Source organism: Micromonospora sp. DT46 (assembly GCF_049841735.1).
Taxonomy (GTDB): Bacteria; Actinomycetota; Actinomycetes; order Mycobacteriales; family Micromonosporaceae; genus Micromonospora; species Micromonospora reichwaldensis.
Genome location: NZ_JBNCKW010000015.1, coordinates 53,696 through 74,902 on the forward strand (window position 1 = coordinate 53,696; position 21,207 = coordinate 74,902).

Here is a 21,207-nt window from a genome sequence, read left to right on the forward strand (position 1 = left end):
CCGGCCGGGCTGCGGACCCTCGGTGGTCCCGCCCGTCCCGGGGCGCCGGCCGTTCGCGTCGGAGGAATTTTTCGGCCCCGTGGCCCCCGGGCTCCGCCCGCCGGGCAGAAGGGCGCCACCTGCGCGAATGATCGCGCGGGTGCGGTCACCGCCGGTGCGCCATTGATGTACGACGTCGTCTTCGTCGGTCGAACCGGTTTGGGTTTTCTGCGGGTCGGGAACTTAGCGGTCACGACAGGAACACCACAGACAGTGGAACTGATTCTTTTTGAAGGAGGAGGGCGACGTGGAGCTCACCGTTTGGGGCATCGTCACTGCGCTCATCGTTGGTCTTATCATCGGCGCTCTGGGTCGCCTGCTCGTGCCGGGCCGCCAGAACATGCCGATGTGGCTGCACATGCTGATCGGTGTCGGCGCCGCGCTGCTGGGCACCGTGCTGGCCCGGGCGATGGGTATCGCCACGGAGACCGCCGGTGTCGACTGGGGCGAGCTGCTGGTCCAGGTGGTGCTGGCTGCGATCGCCGTGGCGCTGGTCGCCGGTGTGGGTCGTCGCCGCAGCGTCACCCACCGGTAATTCCCGTACCGCTCGACGGGCGTCCGACCGCACAGGTCGGGCGCCCGTTTCGCGTACGCCCCGGGGCCCTTCACGGGCAGTCCGGGGCGTCCGTCCGCCCGGTCCCGGCCGGACCCGGCGGCGCTGCGGCGGTGCCGGAAGTCCGGTCTGGAGCGTGCCGAACCGGTGCCCCAGAAAAGCGGTTTGGAATTTCGGCGGGTCGGGAACTTAGCGGTCACGACAGGAACACCACAGATCGTGGAACTGACTTTCTCAAGGAGGAGGGCGACATGGAGCTCACCGTTTGGGGCATCGTCACTGCGCTCATCGTCGGTCTCATTGTCGGCGCTCTGGGTCGCCTGCTCGTGCCGGGCCGCCAGAACATGCCGATGTGGCTGCACATGCTGATCGGTGTCGGCGCCGCGCTGCTGGGCACCGTGCTGGCCCGGGCGATGGGTATCGCCACTTCGACCGCCGGTGTCGACTGGGGCGAGCTGCTGGTCCAGGTGGTGCTGGCTGCGATCGCCGTGGCGCTGGTCGCCGGTGTGGGTCGTCGCCGCAGCGTCACCCACCGGTAATTCCCGTACCGCTCGACGGGCGTCCGACCGCACAGGTCGGGCGCCCGTTTCGCGTACGCCCGATCGTCTGGGTGCGCCCGGTTTCGCCCCCCGCGCCCGGCCGCGCGTGACCGACCCGCTGCGGTACCGTCGCCTCTCTTTCGCCAACCGCCCACTGTCGTAAAGGAATTTTTCCTACTAAGGTGCGGCGGAGAAGGTTAGTGCCAAGCGGCGCGAGGGAGATGTGGCGTGAACAGGTGGAAGCGGCTGGCCCCGGTCACCGCCGTCGTGGCCTCGGCCGCGATGGTCCTGGCCGGTTGCGGTGGCTCGGATGACGACAAGGCCGCCGACAACAGCAAGCTGACGGTCTGGATGATGGGCGAGGGCAGCGAGGCGCAGACCAAGTTCCTCGACGGCGTCGAGACCGAGTTCCGGCAGAAGCACCCGGACACGGACGTGGTGGTCCAGTACATCCCCTGGCTCGAGGCGCCGAAGAAGTTCCAGGCCGCGCTCGCCGGTGGCGAGGGGCCGGACATCACCGAGCTGGGCAACACCGAGACCCAGGGCTGGGCGGCGCAGGAGGCGCTGGCCGACGTGACCGACCGGATGAACGGCTGGACCGAGGGCAAGGACCTCCTCCCCGACCTGGTCAAGAACGCCCAGCTCGACGGCAAGCAGTACGGCGTCCCGTGGTACGCCGGTGTCCGGGGGATGTACTACCGCGCCGACTGGTTCGCCGAGGCGGGCGTCAAGCCGCCGACCAACTGGGACGAGCTGGTCGCCGCCGCCAAGACCGTGCAGGCCAAGAAGCCGGGCACCTACGGCATCGCACTGCCGGGCAACTCCGAGCTGCCGTTCTACTCGTTCCTGTGGGGCGCCGGCGCGGAGATCGCCACGCAGCAGGGCGACTCCTGGAAGTCCGGCTACAACACGCCCGAGGCGCAGAAGGCCGTCAAGTTCTGGACGGACCTGGTGACCGTGCACAAGGTGGCCCCGCCGGCCGCCGCGGGCTGGAACGAGATCGACGCCCGGACCCAGTTCGCCACCGGCAAGGCGGCGATGGCCTTCGGCGGCAGCTGGCAGCAGGGCGCCATCAAGAAGGACAACCCGGAGATCGAGAAGGTCTGGGGTACGTTCCCGATCCCCGGCCCCGACGGCAAGGCGGCACCCGGCTTCGCCGGCGGCTCCGACGTCGCGATCTGGAAGGACAGCGAGCGGCAGGATCTCGCCTGGGACTACCTGACCGTGCTGGTGAACAAGAAGAACGACCAGGCCTTCGCCGACAGCCTCGGCTTCTTCCCGGTCTACAAGGACCTGGTCGGCGGCGACAAGTACGCCAACGACAAGATCATGTCGGCGTTCGCCACCACGATGCAGAACACCAAGCTCACGCCGCTCACCCCGAAGTGGGTGGAGGTCAGCCGGACCAAGACGGTGACCCAGGCGATGAACAGCTCGGTCATGAAGGGTCAGAAGACGGTCGAGAAGGCTACCGCCGACGCGGCCGCGGAGATGGAAAGCATCCTCAACGCCAAGTGACCACGCTGACCGAGGCGCCGGAGACGGCCGCCGCGCGGGAGACCCCCGCGCGGCGGCGTCGCCGGGTGGACCGCCTGCCCTACCTGCTGCTCCTGCCCTGCCTGGTGATCATCGGCGTGCTGCTGCTCTGGCCGCTCGGCCAGGTGGTGGTGATGTCCTTCCACCAGCTCAACAACGTCCGACAGTTGCGCGGCGACCGTGAGTGGCCGTGGGTGGGCTTCGGCAACTACGCCGAGATCCTCAGCGATCCGTTCTTCCTGACGGTGCTGCGCAACACCGTGCTCTTCGCGGTGGCCAACGTCGTGCTCACGATGATCCTGGGCACCCTGGTCGGGCTGCTGCTCAACCGGCTCGGCAAGAAGATGGCCGCCTTCGTGGCCAGCTGCGTGATGCTCGCCTGGGCCACCCCGGCGCTGACCGGCACGATCGTCTGGAAATGGATCTTCGACGACACCAGCGGCCTGGTCACCTGGTTGTTCAACGCGCTGCCCGACGGGCTGTCGCAGAGCCTCTTCGGGCGCAGCGACTGGACGGGCTACGGCTGGTTCAACTCGCCGCTGCTGTTCTTCTCGATCCTGACGCTGGTGGTGGTCTGGCACTCGTTCCCGTTCATCGCGGTCAGCGTGCTCGCCGGGCTGAAGAGCGTGCCGAGTGAGCTGCACGAGGCGGCCCGGGTCGACGGAGCCGGACCGTGGAAGGTGTTCTGGAAGATCACCTTCCCGCTGCTGCGGCCGGTCTTCGGGATCCTGATCGTGCTCTCCACGATCTGGGACTTCAAGGTCTTCACCCAGCAGTTCGTGCTGGCCGGCGGCACGCAGGACCGGCCGACGTTCATGCTCTCCATCTACTCGTACGCCGAGGCGTTCTCACCCCCGCCGAAGTACGGTCTCGGCGCCGCGATCGCGGTGATCCTCACCCTGATCCTGCTGGTGGTGACCGGCCTCTACGTCCGCATGGTGCTCAAGCAGGAGGAGGACGCGTGACCCGACGCGGAGGCGGCGGGGGCGCGAAGCGACTCGCGCTCAACGGCGCGGGGCTGCTGGTGGCGCTCTTCGCCGCGTTCCCGGTCTACTGGATGATCGCGACCTCGCTGAAGCCGAGTTCGGAGATCTTCTCGTCCACTCCCCGGCCGGTGCCCACCGAGCCGACCCTGGAGCACTACCGGCAGATCCTCACCGGCAACCTGATCCCGGGCGTCACCTTCGGCGACTTCTTCCTCAACAGCGCGCTGGTGGCGGTCGCCACCGTGGTGCTCAGCGGTCTGGTGGCGCTGCTGGCCGCCACCGCCGTGGCCCGGTTCCGGTTCAAGCTGCGGACCACCTTCCTGATCATGCTGCTGATAGTGCAGATGATCCCGCTGGAGGCGCTGGTCATCCCGCTGTTCCTGATGATCCAGCGGCTCGGGCTCTACAACACCCTGCCGAGCCTGATCCTCACCTACCTCGGCTTCTCGCTGCCGTTCGCGGTGTGGATGCTGCGCGGCTTCGTCGCCGCGGTGCCCAAGGAACTGGAGGAGGCCGCCGCCATCGACGGGGCCAGCCGGGCGCAGATCTTCCGCAAGGTCCTCTTCCCGCTGGTGGCGCCCGGGCTGGTGGCGACGAGCATCTTCTCGTTCATCACCGCCTGGAACGAGCTGATCTTCGCGCTGACCTTCATCAACGACCAGGAGAGCTACACCCTGCCGGTCGCGATGACGTTCTTCTTCGGCCGCGACGACACCGCCTGGGGCCCGGTGATGGCCGCGTCCACGCTGTTCACCCTGCCGGTGATCATCTTCTTCCTGCTGGTGCAACGGCGGATGGTCTCCGGGCTGGTGGCCGGCGCCGTCAAGGGCTGACCCCCGCACGGGGAGGAGCCGGCCAGGGCCGGCTCCAAACGCGCAGTGCAAGGAAGGGCCCTCGTCTACGAGGGCCCTTCCTTCGCGTGTCGGGGGCGCCTGGCAGCGGGCTAGGCTGACCGCCATGACGGGCAGGCTGGCTTCGGTGAACCTCGGCGGCGTGACCGAGGCGGAATGGGCGGGCGACGCGAGCGGCCGCAGCGGCATCGACAAGCGGCCCGTCGGCGGCCCGGTGCTGCTGCGCGTGGACGGGGTGGCCGGCGACTTCATCGGCGAACGCGCCCACCACGGCGGTCCGGAGCAGGCGGTCTACGCGTACGCCGAGGAGGACGCGTCCTGGTGGTCGGGGGAGATGGGCCGCAGCATCCGCCCCGGCGGCTTCGGGGAGAACCTGACCACGTACGCGGTGGACGTGACGGGGGCCGTGATCGGCGAGCAGTGGGCGGTCGGGTCCGCGCTGCTCCAGGTGACCAAGCCGCGCACGCCGTGCACCACCTTCGCCGGCTTCTGGGGCGTGCCCGACCTGATCAAACGGTTCACGGTACGGGCGACGCCCGGGGCGTACCTGCGGGTGCTGCGCGAGGGGGAGGTCGGCGCGGGGGACCCGGTCGAGGTGGTGGACCGGCCCGCGCACGGGGTGACGATCGGCGAGGTGTTCCGGGCCCTGAGCCTGGAGCCTGAGCTGCTGCCCCGGCTGCTCGACGCGACCGACCTGCCGGACGGGGTCCGGGAGAAGGTGCGCCGCCGGCTCGCCGGCCGGAGCTGACGGCGGCCGGGTGAACGGGAACGGGCCCCGTCCCGTGGGGGAGGGGGCCCGTCCGACGTCGGCTCGGCGCGCGCCGGGTGACCGGCTCAGCGCAGCCAGGGCACGTTGCGGTCGAGCAGGCCGCGCTGCTTGAGCTCCTTGCGCAGCGGGATCTCGTCGTCGATGTAGCCGTCCCAGTTGATGCCCCAGTAGTTGGCGGTGTGGGTGCCCTCACCGCAGAGCTGGCGCTGCACCGGCGTGCGGTTGGCCCACCACTCGCCGTCCTTGTCGATGTGCAGCTCGTCCAGCGGCCGGATCCACCGGTAGGTGTAGCCGACGAAGAGCATCTTGCGGGTGATGGTCGACAGGTTGGTGGACCGCGAGTGCCACTGGCGGCGGTCGAAGATGAAGGCGTCACCGGGGTTGGCGGTGATCTCCACCGTGCCCTCCGGGTCCGGGTTGTGCACGGAGGTGTCCGCCGGGCGGGGCAGCGAGTTCCACAGGTGGCTGCCCGGGATCACCTTGGTGGCGCCCCGGCCGTTCTCCGACAGGTCGGAGAGGACGTAGGCCACCTTGAGCGAGAACATCGGCCGGGGCAGGTTCGGGTCCATCGTCTCCGGGTCGGAGTTCTGCCGGTAGCCGTCCTGGTGCCACCCCCAGTAGGGCTTCTCCGGCTCCGCCGCCGGCGGGGTGACGTCCAGGTGGTTGTGGTGGGTGTAGATGTTCCAGCCGGCCAGGCCCCACATGTACGGGAAGGCGATCGGGTGGGTCAGCAGGTCGCCGAAGAGCTCGTCGCGCTCCAGGAAGCCCAACAGGTGCAGGGTGCCGTCCTTGGTGGTGGTGCCCTTCGCCTTCTCCTCGGCGTAGACGCGGTCCACCGCCGCCTCCAGCGCCGCCCGGTGGTCCTCCGTCAGGACGTTGCGCAGCAGGAGGAAGCCCTGCTCGTGGAACTCCTTGCGGTCGGTGTCACTGATCGGTTCGTAACCGGTCCGGTCGCCGTAGTCGAACACTTCGACGTACCCCTCCCCATGAGGCGAAACCATTGCTGGCACAGGCCGCCGATCGTAACCCGCTGGTTTCGGGGCGGGGTACTGCCCAGCACGATATGCGACCGTTGTCCGGACTGTGGGGAGCGGCGCGGTGACGATCTGTCAGAGCCGGGTGGCGTGGCGAGAGTTATCGCCGGTAATGCCGGTTTATGCGGTGACTGCCGGTAAGGAGATCGGGGGCCACTACGCCTCGGCGAAGACCTCCGCGACGACCCGCCCGGTGGCCGGCGTGTCGTCGGTCCGGTTCCAGGTGCCGTCGCGGGCCGTCCACTCCAGGTCGCCGAAGCGCACCCGCTTCACGCCGTGGTCCTGGGCGTGCGAGACCAGCCAGTGCGCGTACCGCCAGCCCCGCAGCTCGTCGGCGGCCGGGACCGTCAGGCCCGTCAGGTCCGCCGCGGTGGTCGCGCCGGCCAGGCCCCAGTCCAACGACAGGCCGCGGGTCAGCGCGGTCGCCGCGGCCTCGCCGCGCATCGCCGGGTCGCGGCCCACCGTGCAGGCGACCGCGCCGGTGGCGTGCCCGACCAGGGCCCGGGTCAGCACCTCGGACTCGTCGGCCCACTTCTCGTACGCCTCCGGGAAGGCCGAGCGCTGCACCTTCTGCGCCGCGTCGGTGACCCGCATCTGCTCCCAGCCGCGCACCTTCTTCAGCCCGGCGTAGAACTTCCTGGCCGCGTAGCGGGGGTCGCGGATCTGCTCCGGGGTGCCCCACCCCTGGCTGGGGCGCTGCTGGAACAGCCCGACCGAGTCGCGGTCGCCGCCCGCGAGGTTGCGCAGGCCGGATTCCTGGTAGGCGGTGGCCAGCGCCACGACGACGGCCCGCTCGGGCATCTTCCGCTGGATGCCGATGGCCGCGATCGTCGCCGCGTTGGCCATCTGGTCGGGGTCCAGCGCCACCCGGCCGTCCGCCTGCACGGTGCAGGTCCGGCTGGCCAGGGGGAGGCGCAGCTGCCCGCCCATCTGCCGGATGACGATCCAGATCCCGACCGCGACGAGGACGACGAGGACGACACCGCCCGCCACGACTGCCCGAGTACGCACCCACACCCCCTGATCGACAGTCCGACAAGCGTACGTCCCTCGTGGTGCCTTCCGGGTCGTCCGACCGGTTCTCCCAGAGCGCCGGGCGTGGCACCGGCCCGCCGGGCGGACGCCCCGGCGGGCCGCCGGGACGCAACCCGCAGTCCCCGCTCACCGCGCGGCCACACCCCCGCCCCGGCCCGGTGTTACCGGTCGGCGCCCGCGTCGCCGTCGGCGGGCACCCAGCGCGCCGGCCGCTTCTCCCGGAACGCCAGGACGCCCTCGCGTCCCTCCTCCGACAGGAAGTACCCGGTCGAGAGGGTGGACAGGTCGGCGATCTCCGCCCGCAGGTCCGTGGCGGGCGGCCGGCGCAGCAACTGCTTCGCCCCGGCCAGCGCGCCCGGTGCCCCCCGCACCAGAGAGTCGCAGTACCCCGCAACCGCCGCGTCCAGTCCGTCCGCCGGCACGGCGGCGGTGACCAGGCCGATCTCGGCCGCCCGCCGGCCGTCGAAGGTGTCGCCGGTCAGGTAGAGCTCGGCCGCCGCGCGGGGATGCAGGCGGGGCAGCACGGTCGCGGAGATGACCGCCGGCACCACGCCGATCCGCACCTCGGTGAAGGCGAACGTCGCCTCCCGCGCGCACACCGCCAGGTCGGCCGCCGCGATGAGACCGAGGCCGCCCGCCCGGGCCGGGCCGGCCACCTTCGCCACCACCGGCTTCGGGCACTCCCAGACCGCCGCGAGCACGTCGCCGAGCATCCCGGCCGGCACGCTCCCGCTGGCGTACGCGGCGGCCGTCTCCTTCAGGTCGGCGCCGGAACAGAAGACCGGGCCCGCGTGGTCGAGCACGACCACGCGTACGGCGTCGTCGGCGACCGCCTCGGCGAGGCCGGCCAGCAGCTGGGTCATCAGCGGCGTGGAGAGCGCGTTGCGATTGTGCGGGCTGTCCAGGGTGAGGGTGGTCACCCCACGGGCCGTGGCGACCCGCACGAGCACGTCTGGAGAGGTCATGCCGGGCACACTAGTGGCCATGCCCGGCGTCCTTCCAGAAGGCGAAACCGTCCCCGTCGACGGCTCGCTGCCCGCCACCGCCACCCGAGCCGTCGGCGCGCGCGGCTTCGGCGTGTACGTGCACGTGCCGTTCTGCGCCAGCCGCTGCGGCTACTGCGACTTCAACACGTACACGGCCGCCGAACTGGGCGGCGGGGCGGGCCGGGAGGACTACGCCGACACCGTGCTGGCCGAGCTGGCGCTCGCCCGCCGGGTGCTGGGCGACGCGCCCCCGCCCCGGGTGGACACGGTCTTCGTCGGCGGCGGCACCCCGACCCTGCTCCCCGCCGACGACCTGGCGCGGATCCTCGACGGCATCGACCGCACCTGGGGGCTCGCGCCCGGCGCCGAGGTGACCACCGAGGCCAATCCGGAATCGGTCACGCCCGAGTCGCTGAAGGCGCTGCGGGCCGCCGGCTACACCCGGATCTCGCTGGGCATGCAGTCCGCCGCGCCGGGGGTGCTGGCGATCCTCGACCGCACGCACAGCGCCGGCCGGGCCGTCGCCGCCGCCCGCGAGGCCCGCGACGCCGGGTTCGACCACGTCAACCTGGACCTGATCTACGGCACGCCGGGGGAGACCGAGGCGGACTTCGCCGCCTCCCTCGACCAGGTCGTCGCCGCCGGGGTGGACCACGTCAGCGCGTACGCCCTGATCGTGGAGGACGGCACGCGGCTGGCCGCCCGGATGCGGCGCGGCGAGCTGCCGTACCCCTCCGACGACGTCGCCGCGGACCGCTACCTCGCCGCGGAGGCCGCCCTCGGCGCGGCCGGCCTCTCCTGGTACGAGGTGTCGAACTGGGCCCGCGACGAGGCGGCCCGGTGCCGGCACAACCTGCTCTACTGGACCGGCGCCGACTGGTGGGGCCTCGGCCCGGGGGCGCACAGCCACGTCAGCGGCGTGCGCTGGTGGAACGTCAAGCACCCCACGACGTACGCGAAGCGGCTCGCCGGCGGCGAGTCGCCCGGCCTGGCCCGCGAGGTGCTCACGGCCGACGAGGCGCACATGGAGGACGTCATGCTCCGGCTGCGCCTCGCCTCCGGGCTGCCCCTGGACGCCCTCGACGACGCCGGTCGGGCCGGTGCCGCACGGGCCCTCGCCGACGGGCTGCTGGCCGCCGACGAGCACGCGGCCGGCCGGGCCGTGCTGACCCTGCGGGGCCGGCTGCTCGCCGACGCGGTCGTCCGCGACCTGCTGCCCTGAACCGCGTGCCGGGGCCGGCCGGGGGAGCGGCCGACCCGGGTCACTTGGTGAAGGTGTAGGTCAACGGGTAGCGGTAGAGCACGCCCTCGTTGGCCTTGAGCCCGCCGATGATGCCGAAGATCAGCGGCACCAGCCAGACGAGCATGGGGACGAAGAACAGCACCCCGCAGGTGATCAGCGTGACCACCCAGCTCAGCACCCCGACGATCGTCCAGGTGAGCTGGAAGTTCAGCGCCGCGGCGGCGTGCGCCCGGGCGGTCGGCGACTGCTGCCCCCGAACCATCAGCGCGATGAGCGGCGCCAGCCAGCCGAGCATGCCGCCGCCGACGATCACGCCGGCCGCGCCGCCGAAGTGGGCGATCAGGGCCCAGTTCTTGTCCTCGTTGCTGGCGTAGCCGCCCGTCGGCGGTCCGTAGCCGCCACCGGTCGGATAGCCGGCCCCCGGCGCTCCGTAGCCGCCGGGCGGTCCGTAGCCCCCGGGCGGCGGGTAGTCGCCGGGCGGGGGATAGCCACCAGGCGGTGGGTAGTCGCCGGGCGGAGGGTAGCCGCCCGACGGCGGCTGGTCACCGGTGGGCGGCGGATAGCCACCGGGTGGAGGATGGCTGCCCGGGCCCGGTGCCCCGGACAGTGGTGCGGTGGGGTCGCCGGAGCCGGCGGCGCCGGGAACCCCCGACGGGGCGGTCGGGTCCGGCGGGAAGCCGGGGTCCCCCGCTCCGGGAGGGCGAGGTGGTTCAGTCATGAAGGTCACGGTAGGGGCAGCCGGCAAGGCGGCACCAGCGCGACACCGGCCGGGACGCCCGGAACACCGGCCCCACGGGGGCGTCGGGTGGGCCCGCGCGGTCGCCGATCGGACTGATCACCCCAGGTCGATCATCGCGCGGGCGGCCCCGCCGACGTAGACTGGCACTCGCTACAGTCGAGTGCCAGCAGCCCGCCCCGGCCCCCCGCGTGCCGGGGCCGACGTGCGACAGGAGGTGGGGAGGATGGGTCTCGACGACCGCAAGCTCGCCGTGCTGCGCGCGATCGTCGAGGACTACGTCGCCACGCAGGAGCCCGTCGGCAGCAAGGCGCTGGTCGAGCGGCACCAGCTGGGGGTCTCACCGGCGACCGTCCGCAACGACATGGCCGTGCTGGAGGAGGAGGGCTACATCCGCCAGCCGCACACCAGTGCCGGCCGGGTGCCCACCGACCGGGGCTACCGGCTCTTCGTGGACCGGCTGTCCCGGGTGAAGCCGCTCAGCCCGGCCGAGCGCCGGGCGATCGAGCGTTTCCTGGTCGGCGCCGTCGACCTCGACGACGTGGTGCACCGCACCGTCCGGCTGCTGGCGCAACTCACCCGGCAGGTCGCCGTCGTGCAGTACCCGAGCCTGGCCCGTTCCTCGGTGCGCCACCTGGAGCTGGTGCCGATCTCCACCACCCGGCTGATGCTGGTCATGATCGCCGACACCGGCCGGGTCGAGCAGCGGCTGGTCGAGCTGCCCGCGCCGATCCCCGCCGACGACGTCACGGACCTGCGCCGGCTGGTCAACGAGAAGCTGGTCGGCACCCGGCTGTCGGAGACCCCGCCGCTGGTGCAGGCGCTCGTCGAGGAGTCGGTGCCCCACCTGCGCCCGGCCATGACCACCCTCTCCACCGTGCTGCTGGAGACGCTGATCGAGCGGCACGAGGAGCGGATCGCGCTGGCCGGGACGGCCAACCTCACCCGCGGCGGCCTGCTCGACTTCCAGGGCTCCCTGCGCCCCATCCTGGAGGCGCTGGAGGAGGAGGTCGTCATGCTCAAGCTCATCGGCGAGGCGGAGCCGAGCACGACGCGGGTGCTGATCGGCGACGAGAACGAGATCGACAACCTGCGCGCCGCCTCGGTGGTCAGCACCGGCTACGGGCCGGGCGCGACCAGCGTCGGCGGCCTCGGCGTGCTGGGGCCGACCCGGATGGACTACCCCGGCACCATCGCCACGGTGCGGGCCGTGGCACGCTACGTGGGCGAGCTGCTGGCCCAGAACTGACCAGTCAGGGCCGACGGCCGGCTCCGGCCGCCGACCGGCGCAACGCGAGACGAACATGAGGACACGGAACGCAGTGGCCAGGGACTACTACGGCATTCTCGGCGTGAGCCGGGAAGCCTCCGACGACGAGATCAAGCGCGCCTACCGCAAGCTGGCGCGGCAGTTCCACCCGGACGTGAATCCGGATCCGGAGGCCCAGGAGAAGTTCAAGGACATCAACGCCGCGTACGAGGTCCTCTCGGACGACCGGAAACGGCAGATCGTCGACCTGGGCGGTGACCCGCTCGCCCCCGGGGGCGGGGGTGCGGGTGGCCCGGGCGGCCCCGGCGGCGCCGGACCGTTCGTCGGCTTCCAGGACATTATGGACGCGTTCTTCGGCGGCGCGGCCGGCGGTTCGCGGGGTCCGCGACCGCGTACCCGGCCCGGCGCCGACGCCATCCTGCGGCTGGAGCTGGACCTGCACGAGACCGCGTTCGGCGTCGAGGCGCCGATCACCGTCGACACCGCCGTGCTCTGCACCACCTGCTCCGGCGCCGGCACGGCGGCCGGCACCCACCTGGCCACCTGTGAGGCGTGCGCCGGCCGGGGCGAGGTGCAGTCCGTGCAGCGCACCTTCCTCGGCCAGGTGGTCTCCGCCCGGCCGTGCACGGTCTGCCAGGGCTACGGCACCACCATCCCGCACCCGTGCCCGACCTGCGCCGGCGACGGCCGCGTCCGCACCCGCCGCTCGCTGACCGTCAAGATCCCGGCCGGTGTCGAGGACGGCATGCGCATCCGCCTCGCCCAGCAGGGTGAGGTCGGCCCGGGCGGCGGCACGGCCGGCGACCTCTACGTGGAGATCCACGAGCGGCCGCACGACGTCTACTCCCGCAAGGGCGACGACCTGCACTGCCGCGTCACGGTGCCGATGACCGCGGCGGCCCTCGGCACCCGGCTCACCATCAAGACGCTGGACAGCGAGGAGACGGTCGACGTCAAGGCCGGCACCCAGCCGGGCAGCACGCTGCGGCTGCGCGCCCGGGGTGTGCCGCACCTGCGTGGCACCGGCCGGGGTGACCTCTACGTCCACCTCGACGTGCGCACCCCCACCAAGCTCGACGCCGACCAGGAGAAGATGCTGCGCGACTTCGCCAAGACCCGAGGCGAGGAGGTCGCCGAGCTCACCAAGCAGGGCGGCTTCTTCTCCCGGATGCGCGACGCCTTCAACGGCCACGCCTGAGCGGCCTGACCGCCCCGGCGTCCGCCGGGGCGGCTAGCCTGATCGTCGTGTCCGCGCCGCTGTTCCTGGTCGAGTCGCTGCCCACCGCCGACCAGCTCACCCTGGGCGGCCCCGAGGGGCACCACGCCGCCACGGTGCAACGACTGCGCGTCGGCGAGGAACTCCTGCTCGCCGACGGCCGGGGCGGCACCGCGTCCGCGGTGGTCACGGCCGTCGGCCGGGGCAGCCTCGAACTCGACGTCATCTCCCGGGGGTACGTCGACGCGGCCGTCCCCCGGCTCGTCGTGGTGCAGGGCATCGCCAAGGGCGACCGGGGCGAGCTGGCCGTGCAGGCGATGACCGAGGTCGGGGTGGACGAGATCGTGCCCTGGGCGGCGTCCCGCTCGGTGGCGCAGTGGCGCGGCGACCGGGGCGCCCGGGCCCGGGAGAAGTGGGTGGCGACGGCCCGCGAGGCGGCGAAGCAGGCCCGCCGGTCGTGGCTGCCGGTGGTGGCCGGCGCCCCCGACGAGTCCACCGCGACGGTGGCCCGCCGGATCGCGGGCGCCGCCGCGACGTTCGTCCTGCACGAGGAGGCGCGGGAGCGGCTGACCACCGTCGAGCTGCCCGCCGCCGGTGAGATCGTGCTGGTCGTCGGCCCGGAGGGCGGCATCGCCCCGGCCGAGCTGACCGCCTTCGCCGAGGCCGGCGCCCGGCCGGTGCGCCTGGGGCCCTCGGTGCTGCGTACGTCGACCGCCGGGGTGGCTGCCCTCAGTGTCCTGGCCACCCGCCTCGGCCACTGGTGACCGTCGGTACGCCGCAGCCGTATCGGGTTCCTTCCGGAGCTGTGCTCATCCCCGTGCGCCGGGCCGCTCTCGGCGGCGGGGTGAACGCCTCGGGGGCTCAGCGCCGCAGCACCGCCATCGTGCCAGGGCTGTCGCGCATTCCGGTGGTCGGCGGCGGCGTCACGCCCGCGTGATCGCGGCGAGTCACTGCCGATCCGTCGGAGTGGCTTGACAGGGCATCCTCGCGCCTTCACCCTTTCACTATTGCAATAGTGAAAGGGGGCGGAGTTGATCGAGTTCCATCTGGATCGTGGGTCCGGGGTCTCCACCTATCTACAGCTCGTCCACCAGGTGAAACACGCGCTCCGGCTAGGGGTTCTTCAACCCGGCGACAAGCTTCCCACCGCCAAGGAGGTGGTGGCGCAGTTGGCGATCAACCCCAACACGGTGCTCAAGGCATACCGGGAGCTCGAGCGGGAGGGCCTCGCCATCGGCCGCCCGGGGCAGGGCACGTTCGTCCGTCGGTCGCTGCGGATCGCCGACGCGGCCGAGCAGGCCCGACTCGCCGCCCAGCTGTCCGCCTGGGTCGGCCAGGCCCGCCGCGCCGGCCTGGACCAGGAGGACGTGGAGGCGCTGTTCGCGTCGGTGTTGATGGATTCGTTTCGGAGGTCGGCGTGAGGACGAGTGGGGATGCGGTGGTCGTGAACATGCCAGGACTGGGCAGGTCTCCGGAGGAGCATCCGGCCCATGCGCGACGGGAGGGCAATGCGCTGGAGGCGACCGGGCTCGGCAAGCAGTACCGCCGTACCTGGGCGCTGCGCGAGTGTTCGGTGGCCGTACCGGCCGGTCGGGTCGCCGCGCTGGTCGGCCCCAACGGAGCGGGCAAGACGACCTTCCTCCACATGATCGTCGGGTTGCTGCAACCCACTCGGGGGTCGGTCCGCGTCTTCGGCACGACGGTGGGACGCGACGGCGCCGCGCTGTCCCGGATCGCGTTCCTGGCCCAGGAGAAGCCCCTCTACGACGGTTTCACCGTCGCGGAGATGATGCGGTTCGGCCGGGTGATGAATCCGAACTGGGACGACGACCTGGCCCGCGGCAGGCTCGACGAGTTGAGGATCCCGCTCGACCGGCGGGTGGCGAGGCTCTCCGGCGGCCAGCAGACCCAGGTGGCGCTCACCCTGGCGATCGCCAAGCGGCCCGACCTGCTGGTGCTGGACGAGCCGCTCGCCGACCTGGACCCCCTGGCCCGACACGACGTGACGAGCAGCCTGATGTCCGCCGTGGCGGAGACGGGCATGACCGTCCTGCTCTCCTCGCATGTGGTGCCCGACCTTGCGGGCACCTGCGACTGGTTGGTCGTTCTCAACGGCGGCCGTGTGCAGGTCAGCGGGGACATCGACGACCTGCTCTCCGAGCACCGGCTACTGACCGGTCCGGCGGACAGCGCCGAGGCGGTGGCCGCCCAGTTGCCCGTCGTCGCCCGTAGCAGCACCGGCCGGCAGGCCACGATGCTGGTTTGCGGCGCCGGTGCCGTTGCGGACCAGCGGTGGACCGAACGTCCCCTGTCCCTCGAGGACCTCGTCCTGACCTACCTGCGTGACCCCGACGCCGCAGCGCTGCCCCGCCCCAATATCGTCCGGGCGAACTGAGAAGGAGAGCAAGATGGTCTGGCTGACCTACCGTCAGCACCGCGCCCAGCTGCTGGTCACGTTCGGGGCGTTGATTCTGCTCGGCGGGATACTCCTGGTCTCCGCCCTCGAAGCCACCTCGTGGGCGGCAGGCCACGCTCCCGACGGCTGCCCGGGATCGTCGCCGGTGTGTCACGACTTCAACCGCGGGATGTTCGACCGTTACCACGCCGTCTACCAGGTCTTCGGCTACCTGCCCCTGGTGGGACCGGCACTGATCGGTGCCTTCTGGGGTGCGCCCCTCGTGGCTCGGGAGATGGAGCGCGGCACGTTCCGCATGGCCTGGACCCAGTCCGTGACGACGCTACGCTGGATCCTCGCCAAGCTCGGCCTGCTGTGCGTGGCCGTCGTGGTCGCCGGGGCAGCCCTGGCGGTGATGGTCGGTCGGTGGAACGCGGTGTTCGAGGGTGCCTTCCCTGACTCCTCCTTCACCAACCCCGGCAAGTTCAACATCGTCGGCCTCGCGCCTGCCGCGTGGTGGCTCTTCGCATTCGCAGTCGGCGCCGCCGCCAGCGCCATCCTGCGCCGCACCGTGCCGGCCATGGCGGTCACCGTGGCGGTGATCGCCGTTGCCATCCCTGCGGTCATCGTCAGTCACGACCTCTACGCCAAGCCGGACCGGCAGGTCGGCGTGAGCCGGGACGCTCTCATCGCCAACGGGGACGTCATCGTCGCCGAGATGCGGGTGGCCCCGGACGGCCGGGTGGCGGACGGCTCGCTGTCCAGCGTGTGCCCACCCGCCGCCGGCGTCGACCCGTCGTCGAGCCGGGCCGAACTCGCCGAACAAGACTGCCTGCTCGCCAAGGGATACCAGGCGGCCTTCGACGTCCATCCAGCCAGTCGATTCTGGTTGTTCCAGTCGCTCCAGGCCCTCCTGCTGGTCGGCGGCGCTGTTGTCCTGCTCGTCGTCACGGTGCGCCGGACACTCCGGCTGCACTGAATCGTGAGCCAGCCTGTATTCGATACAGGACAGATCCTTTCGTACCCTGCTGTGGGCTGACCGCGACGACGGTGACCTCCGGCCCGGAGGCCGCGGCCCGACGGGTCGGTCACCAGCGGTGCGGGCCTCGTCCTTGACCGTCGCTGGCCAGGGCATTTCGGCCAGCGTGGTCGGGGCGCGCGTCCGGCGGGGGTCAGAGCCTGGGAAAGACGTGCACCGTCTGCTCCTCCGGGTCCAGGTCCAGCCCGGCCGGGCCGATGATCAGCGGGTCCGGTACGCCGACCACCTCGTGGTCCTTGTCGTAGTAGTCGAAGCGGCTCAGTACGTGGCGCATCGCCTCGATCCGGGCCCGCTTCTTGTCGTTGCTCTTCAGCACCGTCCACGGTGCGTCGGCGGTGTCCGTGTAGAAGAACATCGCCTCCTTGGCCTCGGTGTACTCGTCCCACTTGTCGAGCGAGGCGATGTCCATGTCGGAGAGCTTCCACTGCCGCACCGGGTCCACCTGGCGGACGGCGAACCGGGTGCGCTGTTCGTTCTGGGACACCGAGAACCAGAACTTGACCAGGCGGATGCCCGAGCGCACCAGCATCCTCTCCAGTTCGGGGGCCTGGCGGAGGAACTCGAGGTACTCCTTGCGGGTGCAGAAGCCCATCACCCGCTCCACCCCGGCGCGGTTGTACCAGGACCGGTCGAACAGCACGATCTCGCCGGCCGCCGGCAGGTGCCCGAGCCACCGCTGGAAGTACCACTGGGTGGACTCCCGCTCGTTCGGCTTGGCGAGGGCCACCACCGACGCGCCGCGCGGATTGAGGTGCTCCATGAAGCGCTTGATCGTCCCGCCCTTACCGGCCGCGTCGCGCCCCTCGAAGAGGATCACGAGCCGCTCGCCGGACTCCCGGATCCAGTCCTGGAGCTTCAGCAGCTCGATCTGGAGCAGCCGCTTGTGGTGGTCGTACTCCGTGCGCTCCATGCGCTCGTCGTACGGGTAGTCCTCCCGCCAGGTGTCCACCGGGCTGCCGTCCGGGCGCAGCAGTACGGGATCGTCGTCGTGACCGTCGACCACCTGGTAGTCGTCGGTGAGGTCCAGCACGCTGTCCGTCATGCCGGCAACCCTTACCCCGGCACTGCCCACCGTCACCCCCGCCACGCTGGGAGTTTGTTGAGGAACGAAGCCGGTCAGCTGCGCAGGTAGGAGGCGCCGTTGAGGTCGACGATGGTGCCGGAGGCCCACTCCGCCTGCGGGGAGGCGAGCCAGTGCACGGCGGCGGCGATCTCCTCGGGGCGGGCCACCCGGTTGAACGGGCTCTGCGCCCGGATCGCGGCGCCCCGCTCCCCGCTCAGGTGTCCGGTGGTCATGTCGGTCTCCACGAAGCCCGGGGCGACCGTCGCGATCGTGATGCCGTACGGGGCGAGGGCCACCGCCAGCGACTGCCCCAGCGCGTTCAGCCCCGCCTTGCTCGCCCCGTACGCCGGCTGCTCCGGCTCGCCCCGGAAGGCACCCCGGGAGGAGACGTTGACGATCCGGCCGCCCCGGTCGCGCATGTGCTGCGCGGCGCACCAGATGACGTTGCCCGCGCCGGTCAGGTTGGTCTCCAGCACCTGCCGCCACTGCGCGCGCCACTGCTCGTAGGAGGCGCCGAAGACCGGGTGCGGGGCGTCCCGCTCGCCGTACACGCCGGCGTTGTTGACCAGCACGTCGAGCCCGCCGAGCAGGCCGGCCGCCTCGTCGACCATGGCCCGTACGGCGTCCGGGTCGGTCAGGTCGGCGCGGACCACGACGTGCCCCTCGCCGGGCAGTTCGGCGCGCAGCCCCCCGGCCAGTTCCGCCGAGTCCCGGTGGTGGATCGCCACCCGGTCGCCGCCTGCCGCGAACGCGGTCGCCACCGCCCGCCCGATGCCGCGCGAGGCTCCCGTCACCAGTACCGCCCGTGAAGTCACGCCGGCCATCATGCCTGGCCCACCCCCGGTGCGAGGAAGGGACCCTTCCGCTACCGAAGGCGTTGACAGGTGCCCTTCCTTACACTGCCCCGCATGGGAACCGACTGCCTCTTCTGCCGCATCGTCGCCGGGGAGATCCCGGCCACGATCGTCCGGGAAACCGCCACCACGCTCGCCTTCCGTGACATCGACCCGAAGGCGCCGGTGCACGTGCTGGTCATCCCGAAGGAGCACTACGCCGACGTGGCGGCGCTCGCCCAGGGCGATGCGGCGCTGGCCGGGGAGGTGCTCGCCACGGCCGCCGCCGTGGCCGAGGACGAGGGACTGCTCGGCGACGGCTTCCGGCTGATGTTCAACACCGGCGCGTACGGCGGCCAGGAGGTCTTCCACGTGCACGCGCACGTGCTCGGCGGGGCGCCACTGGGCCCGATGCTGGCCCGGAACCTCGCGTGACGGTGGTCGACGACCGCCTGTCGCGGATGGTCCGGACGGTCCAGGCGCAGGCCCGGGTGCCGGCGGTGTCGGCGGCCCTGCACCGGGCGGACCGCCCGCTCTGGACGTGCGCCGTCGGCGGGACCGGCAACGACACCGAGCTGGGGCCGGGCACCCGGTTCCGGATCGGGTCGGTCACGAAGACGCTCACCGCCGTGCTGACCCTCCAGTGCCGCGACGACGGCCTGCTGGACCTCGACGACCCGCTGGGCCGACACCTGGACCCGCCGGCCCACGGCGAGCTGACGGTGCGCCGGCTGCTGTCGCACACCGCCGGCCTGCAACGCGAGCCGTACGGCGACGTCTGGGACACCCTGCGCATGCCGGACGCCGACGGGCTGGTCGCCGACCTGGCCCGGGCCGAGCGGGTGCTGCCCCCGGGCCGCCGCTACCACTACTCGAACCTCGGCATGGCGCTACTCGGCCGGCTCGTCGGCCACCTGCGGGGCGGCACCTGGGCGGAGGTGCTCGCCGAGCGGGTGCTGACCCCGCTGGGGCTGGCCGGGACCTCGACGGAACCCGGGCCGCACGCCGCGACGGGGTTCCTGGTCGACGCCTACTCCGACGAGGCACGCCCCGAGCCGCCGACCGACTTCGGGGCGGTCGGCCCGGCGGCGCAGCTCTGGAGCACCGCCTCCGACATGGCCCGCTGGGCGGCCTTCCTCGCCGACCCGGCGGCGCTGGACCCGGCCGGCGCGGTGCTGGCCCCGGCCACGCTGGAGGAGATGCGCTGGCCGGCGACGGTCACCGACGAGACGCTCTGGGCCGACGGCTTCGGGCTCGGCCTGATCCTGGTGCCGCAGGGCGAACGGATCATGCACGTCGGGCACTACGGCGCGATGCCCGGCTTCCTGGCCAGCGTCTACGGACGGCGGGGCGGGGAAGGCACCCCCGGCGCGATGGGCGTCGCGGTGCTGGGCTCCTCCGGCACCGCCGGCGAGGTCCTCGACCTGCCGCACCGGCTGCTGGCCGCCGCGGTCGAGCACGATCCCGCCGACGTCACACCGTGGCAGCCGGGCCCGCCCGCCCCCGAGGGCGTACGCGGGCTGCTCGGCCGCTGGTGGGGGGAGGGTTTCGAGTACGTCTTCTCCTGGCACGACGGCGAGCTGCGGGCCCGGGGCGCCGACGATCCGGCGGGCAAGCCGCCGTCGGTCTTCGTCGCGCTGCCGGACCGGCCGGACGTGTTCCGCACGGTCTCCGGCCGGGAGGCGGGGGAGCTGCTCCGGCTGACCCGGGACGAGCACGGCACGGTGGTGCGGATGCACTGGGCGACCTACCGGTTCACCCGGCACCAGGAGACCTTCGAGCGGTACGACTTCCGAGCCGGCTCCTGACGCGCGCGACCGGACGGGCCGAGGACCTGCCCCGTCCGGTCCGCCCCGGCCGCGGAAGAGGTGACCGGTCCGCTCGTGCCCCACGCGCGGAAATGGGCAGGGTGCCACCGCTGTTGGAAAGATAAGATGGCAGTAACGTCAGCGCGCCGCGCCAGCAGGCCGGCGCCGAGATCGAGAGCAGGTGCGCAGGGCCCCTCGGCCCGACCTATGACCGGCACCCCACCTCCCGGCCCGCCCCGGGTGCAGACCAGGATCACCGTCCCGGATTCCAAGATCATGGTCAACCTGCTCGGCGCGGGTGACGAGATCCTGCGACTGGTCGAGCGCTCGGTCGACAGCGACGTGCACGTCCGGGGCAACGAGATCACCATCACCGGCGCCCCCGCCGACAACGCCCTCGCCGAGCGGATCTTCAGCGAGCTGCTCGAGCTCATCGAGAAAGGCGAGACCCTGACCACTGACGCCGTGCGGCGTACCGTCGGCATGCTCGAGCAGGGCGGCGCCGAGCGGCCCGCCGAGGTCCTGACGCTCAACATCCTCTCCCGGCGCGGCCGCACCATCCGTCCCAAGACGCTGGGGCAGAAGCGCTACGTCGACGCGATCGACGCGCACACCATCGTCTTCGGCATCGGCCCCGCCGGCACCGGCAAGACCTACCTGGCGATGGCGAAGGCCGTCCAGGCGTTGCAGGCCAAGCAGGTCAGCCGGATCATTCTCACCCGGCCGGCGGTCGAGGCGGGCGAGCGGCTCGGCTTCCTGCCCGGCACGCTCAACGAGAAGATCGACCCCTACCTGCGCCCGCTCTACGACGCGCTGCACGACATGCTCGACCCCGACTCCATCCCCAAGCTGATGGCAGCGGGCACGATCGAGGTCGCGCCGCTGGCATATATGCGGGGAAGAACCCTAAATGACGCGTTCATCATCCTCGACGAGGCGCAGAACACCACGCCCGAGCAGATGAAGATGTTCCTCACCCGGCTCGGCTTCAATTCCAAGATCGTCGTCACCGGTGACGTCACCCAGGTGGACCTTCCCGGCGGCACGACCAGCGGCCTGCGGGTGGTCCGGGAGATCCTGGAGAACGTGGAGGACGTGCACTTCGCCGAGCTCTCCAGCTCCGACGTGGTCCGCCACCGGCTGGTCGGGGAGATCGTCGACGCGTACGCCCGCTGGGACGAGCGGGAGAACCAGCAGGCGCAGAGCGTGCACGCCGTGCCGGGGCGGTCCGCCCAGGGCGGCCGGGCCGGCCGGCGCCGCTAGACCGAGGGAAGAC

22 protein-coding genes are annotated in these 21,207 nt (G+C 71.9%); 16 read left to right on the forward strand and 6 right to left on the reverse strand.

What is annotated here, in order from left to right:
* Positions 1-286 precede the first annotated feature (286 nt).
* The 6 genes from ACLQ20_RS30215 (at position 287) to ACLQ20_RS30240 (ending at position 5,252) form a co-directional block, all read left to right on the forward strand.
* Positions 287-574 (forward strand): GlsB/YeaQ/YmgE family stress response membrane protein, encoded by a 288-nt coding sequence (locus ACLQ20_RS30215; RefSeq protein WP_151452805.1) that lies wholly within the window; start codon positions 287-289, stop codon positions 572-574.
* 269 nt (positions 575-843) lie between these two features.
* Entirely contained in the window at positions 844-1,131 is a 288-nt protein-coding gene (locus ACLQ20_RS30220) for a GlsB/YeaQ/YmgE family stress response membrane protein (protein ID WP_151452806.1), read from the forward strand.
* A gap of 228 nt (positions 1,132-1,359) precedes the next feature.
* A complete protein-coding gene (locus ACLQ20_RS30225) occupies positions 1,360-2,649 on the forward strand; it encodes a sugar ABC transporter substrate-binding protein (protein ID WP_151452807.1) in 1,290 nt (429 codons plus the stop codon).
* Complete coding sequence (locus tag ACLQ20_RS30230) at positions 2,646-3,632, forward strand: carbohydrate ABC transporter permease (protein ID WP_151452808.1); 987 nt, start codon at positions 2,646-2,648, stop codon at positions 3,630-3,632. The genes ACLQ20_RS30225 and ACLQ20_RS30230 overlap by 4 nt, the downstream gene beginning before the upstream one ends.
* Positions 3,629-4,486 (forward strand): carbohydrate ABC transporter permease, encoded by an 858-nt coding sequence (locus tag ACLQ20_RS30235; protein ID WP_151452809.1) that lies wholly within the window; start codon positions 3,629-3,631, stop codon positions 4,484-4,486. Before ACLQ20_RS30230 ends, ACLQ20_RS30235 begins: the two co-directional genes overlap by 4 nt.
* Positions 4,487-4,610: 124 nt before the next feature.
* Positions 4,611-5,252: an MOSC domain-containing protein gene (locus tag ACLQ20_RS30240; protein WP_425858270.1), complete on the forward strand. Its 642-nt coding sequence runs from the start codon at positions 4,611-4,613 to the stop codon at positions 5,250-5,252.
* Between the two features lie 86 nt (positions 5,253-5,338).
* Here the strand turns inward: ACLQ20_RS30240 and ACLQ20_RS30245 are convergent, their stop codons facing one another.
* The 3 genes from ACLQ20_RS30245 to ACLQ20_RS30255 all read right to left on the reverse strand — a co-directional run bounded on the left by ACLQ20_RS30245 (position 5,339) and on the right by ACLQ20_RS30255 (position 8,307).
* Entirely contained in the window at positions 5,339-6,274 is a 936-nt protein-coding gene (locus ACLQ20_RS30245) for a phytanoyl-CoA dioxygenase family protein (RefSeq protein ID WP_151452836.1), read from the reverse strand.
* A 189-nt stretch (positions 6,275-6,463) separates the two neighbouring features.
* The gene (locus ACLQ20_RS30250; RefSeq protein ID WP_192581257.1) at positions 6,464-7,324 is read right to left on the reverse strand and encodes a hypothetical protein; all 861 of its coding nucleotides are present in this window, start codon (positions 7,322-7,324) and stop codon (positions 6,464-6,466) included.
* 179 nt (positions 7,325-7,503) lie between these two features.
* A complete protein-coding gene (locus ACLQ20_RS30255) occupies positions 7,504-8,307 on the reverse strand; it encodes an enoyl-CoA hydratase-related protein (RefSeq protein WP_358121801.1) in 804 nt (267 codons plus the stop codon).
* Between the two features lie 19 nt (positions 8,308-8,326).
* Between ACLQ20_RS30255 and hemW the strand changes: the two genes are divergently transcribed.
* The gene (gene hemW, locus ACLQ20_RS30260; RefSeq protein ID WP_358121832.1) at positions 8,327-9,550 is read left to right on the forward strand and encodes a radical SAM family heme chaperone HemW; all 1,224 of its coding nucleotides are present in this window, start codon (positions 8,327-8,329) and stop codon (positions 9,548-9,550) included.
* Between the two features lie 40 nt (positions 9,551-9,590).
* Here the strand turns inward: hemW and ACLQ20_RS30265 are convergent, their stop codons facing one another.
* The gene (locus ACLQ20_RS30265; protein WP_425858271.1) at positions 9,591-10,289 is read right to left on the reverse strand and encodes a DUF4870 domain-containing protein; all 699 of its coding nucleotides are present in this window, start codon (positions 10,287-10,289) and stop codon (positions 9,591-9,593) included.
* Between the two features lie 244 nt (positions 10,290-10,533).
* Between ACLQ20_RS30265 and hrcA the strand changes: the two genes are divergently transcribed.
* The 6 genes from hrcA (at position 10,534) to ACLQ20_RS30295 (ending at position 16,167) form a co-directional block, all read left to right on the forward strand.
* Positions 10,534-11,556, forward strand: a complete 1,023-nt coding sequence (gene hrcA, locus ACLQ20_RS30270) for a heat-inducible transcriptional repressor HrcA (protein ID WP_151452815.1) — start codon at positions 10,534-10,536, stop codon at positions 11,554-11,556.
* A gap of 73 nt (positions 11,557-11,629) precedes the next feature.
* Positions 11,630-12,775 carry a molecular chaperone DnaJ gene (gene dnaJ / locus ACLQ20_RS30275; RefSeq protein WP_192581261.1) on the forward strand — a complete coding sequence of 382 codons (1,146 nt, stop codon included), beginning with the start codon at positions 11,630-11,632 and terminating at the stop codon, positions 12,773-12,775.
* A 47-nt stretch (positions 12,776-12,822) separates the two neighbouring features.
* On the forward strand, positions 12,823-13,557 hold the full coding sequence (locus ACLQ20_RS30280; protein WP_151452816.1) for a 16S rRNA (uracil(1498)-N(3))-methyltransferase: 735 nt from the start codon (positions 12,823-12,825) through the stop codon (positions 13,555-13,557).
* Between the two features lie 267 nt (positions 13,558-13,824).
* Entirely contained in the window at positions 13,825-14,214 is a 390-nt protein-coding gene (locus ACLQ20_RS30285; protein ID WP_425858272.1) for a GntR family transcriptional regulator, read from the forward strand.
* Positions 14,215-14,243: 29 nt separating this feature from the next.
* A complete protein-coding gene (locus tag ACLQ20_RS30290; RefSeq protein WP_425858282.1) occupies positions 14,244-15,188 on the forward strand; it encodes an ABC transporter ATP-binding protein in 945 nt (314 codons plus the stop codon).
* Positions 15,189-15,201: 13 nt separating this feature from the next.
* Complete coding sequence (locus ACLQ20_RS30295; protein ID WP_327029323.1) at positions 15,202-16,167, forward strand: hypothetical protein; 966 nt, start codon at positions 15,202-15,204, stop codon at positions 16,165-16,167.
* 193 nt (positions 16,168-16,360) lie between these two features.
* Here the strand turns inward: ACLQ20_RS30295 and ppk2 are convergent, their stop codons facing one another.
* Complete coding sequence (gene ppk2, locus ACLQ20_RS30300; protein ID WP_151452819.1) at positions 16,361-17,269, reverse strand: polyphosphate kinase 2; 909 nt, start codon at positions 17,267-17,269, stop codon at positions 16,361-16,363.
* A gap of 74 nt (positions 17,270-17,343) precedes the next feature.
* Complete coding sequence (locus tag ACLQ20_RS30305; RefSeq protein ID WP_327029321.1) at positions 17,344-18,105, reverse strand: SDR family NAD(P)-dependent oxidoreductase; 762 nt, start codon at positions 18,103-18,105, stop codon at positions 17,344-17,346.
* Between the two features lie 93 nt (positions 18,106-18,198).
* Here ACLQ20_RS30305 and ACLQ20_RS30310 point away from each other — a divergent pair, with 93 nt between their 5' ends.
* The 3 genes from ACLQ20_RS30310 to ACLQ20_RS30320 all read left to right on the forward strand — a co-directional run bounded on the left by ACLQ20_RS30310 (position 18,199) and on the right by ACLQ20_RS30320 (position 21,194).
* On the forward strand, positions 18,199-18,558 hold the full coding sequence (locus tag ACLQ20_RS30310; protein WP_151452821.1) for a histidine triad nucleotide-binding protein: 360 nt from the start codon (positions 18,199-18,201) through the stop codon (positions 18,556-18,558).
* The gene (locus tag ACLQ20_RS30315) at positions 18,555-19,931 is read left to right on the forward strand and encodes a serine hydrolase domain-containing protein (protein ID WP_151452822.1); all 1,377 of its coding nucleotides are present in this window, start codon (positions 18,555-18,557) and stop codon (positions 19,929-19,931) included. Before ACLQ20_RS30310 ends, ACLQ20_RS30315 begins: the two co-directional genes overlap by 4 nt.
* 207 nt (positions 19,932-20,138) lie before the next feature.
* Positions 20,139-21,194 (forward strand): PhoH family protein, encoded by a 1,056-nt coding sequence (locus ACLQ20_RS30320; protein ID WP_151452823.1) that lies wholly within the window; start codon positions 20,139-20,141, stop codon positions 21,192-21,194.
* Positions 21,195-21,207 lie beyond the last annotated feature (13 nt).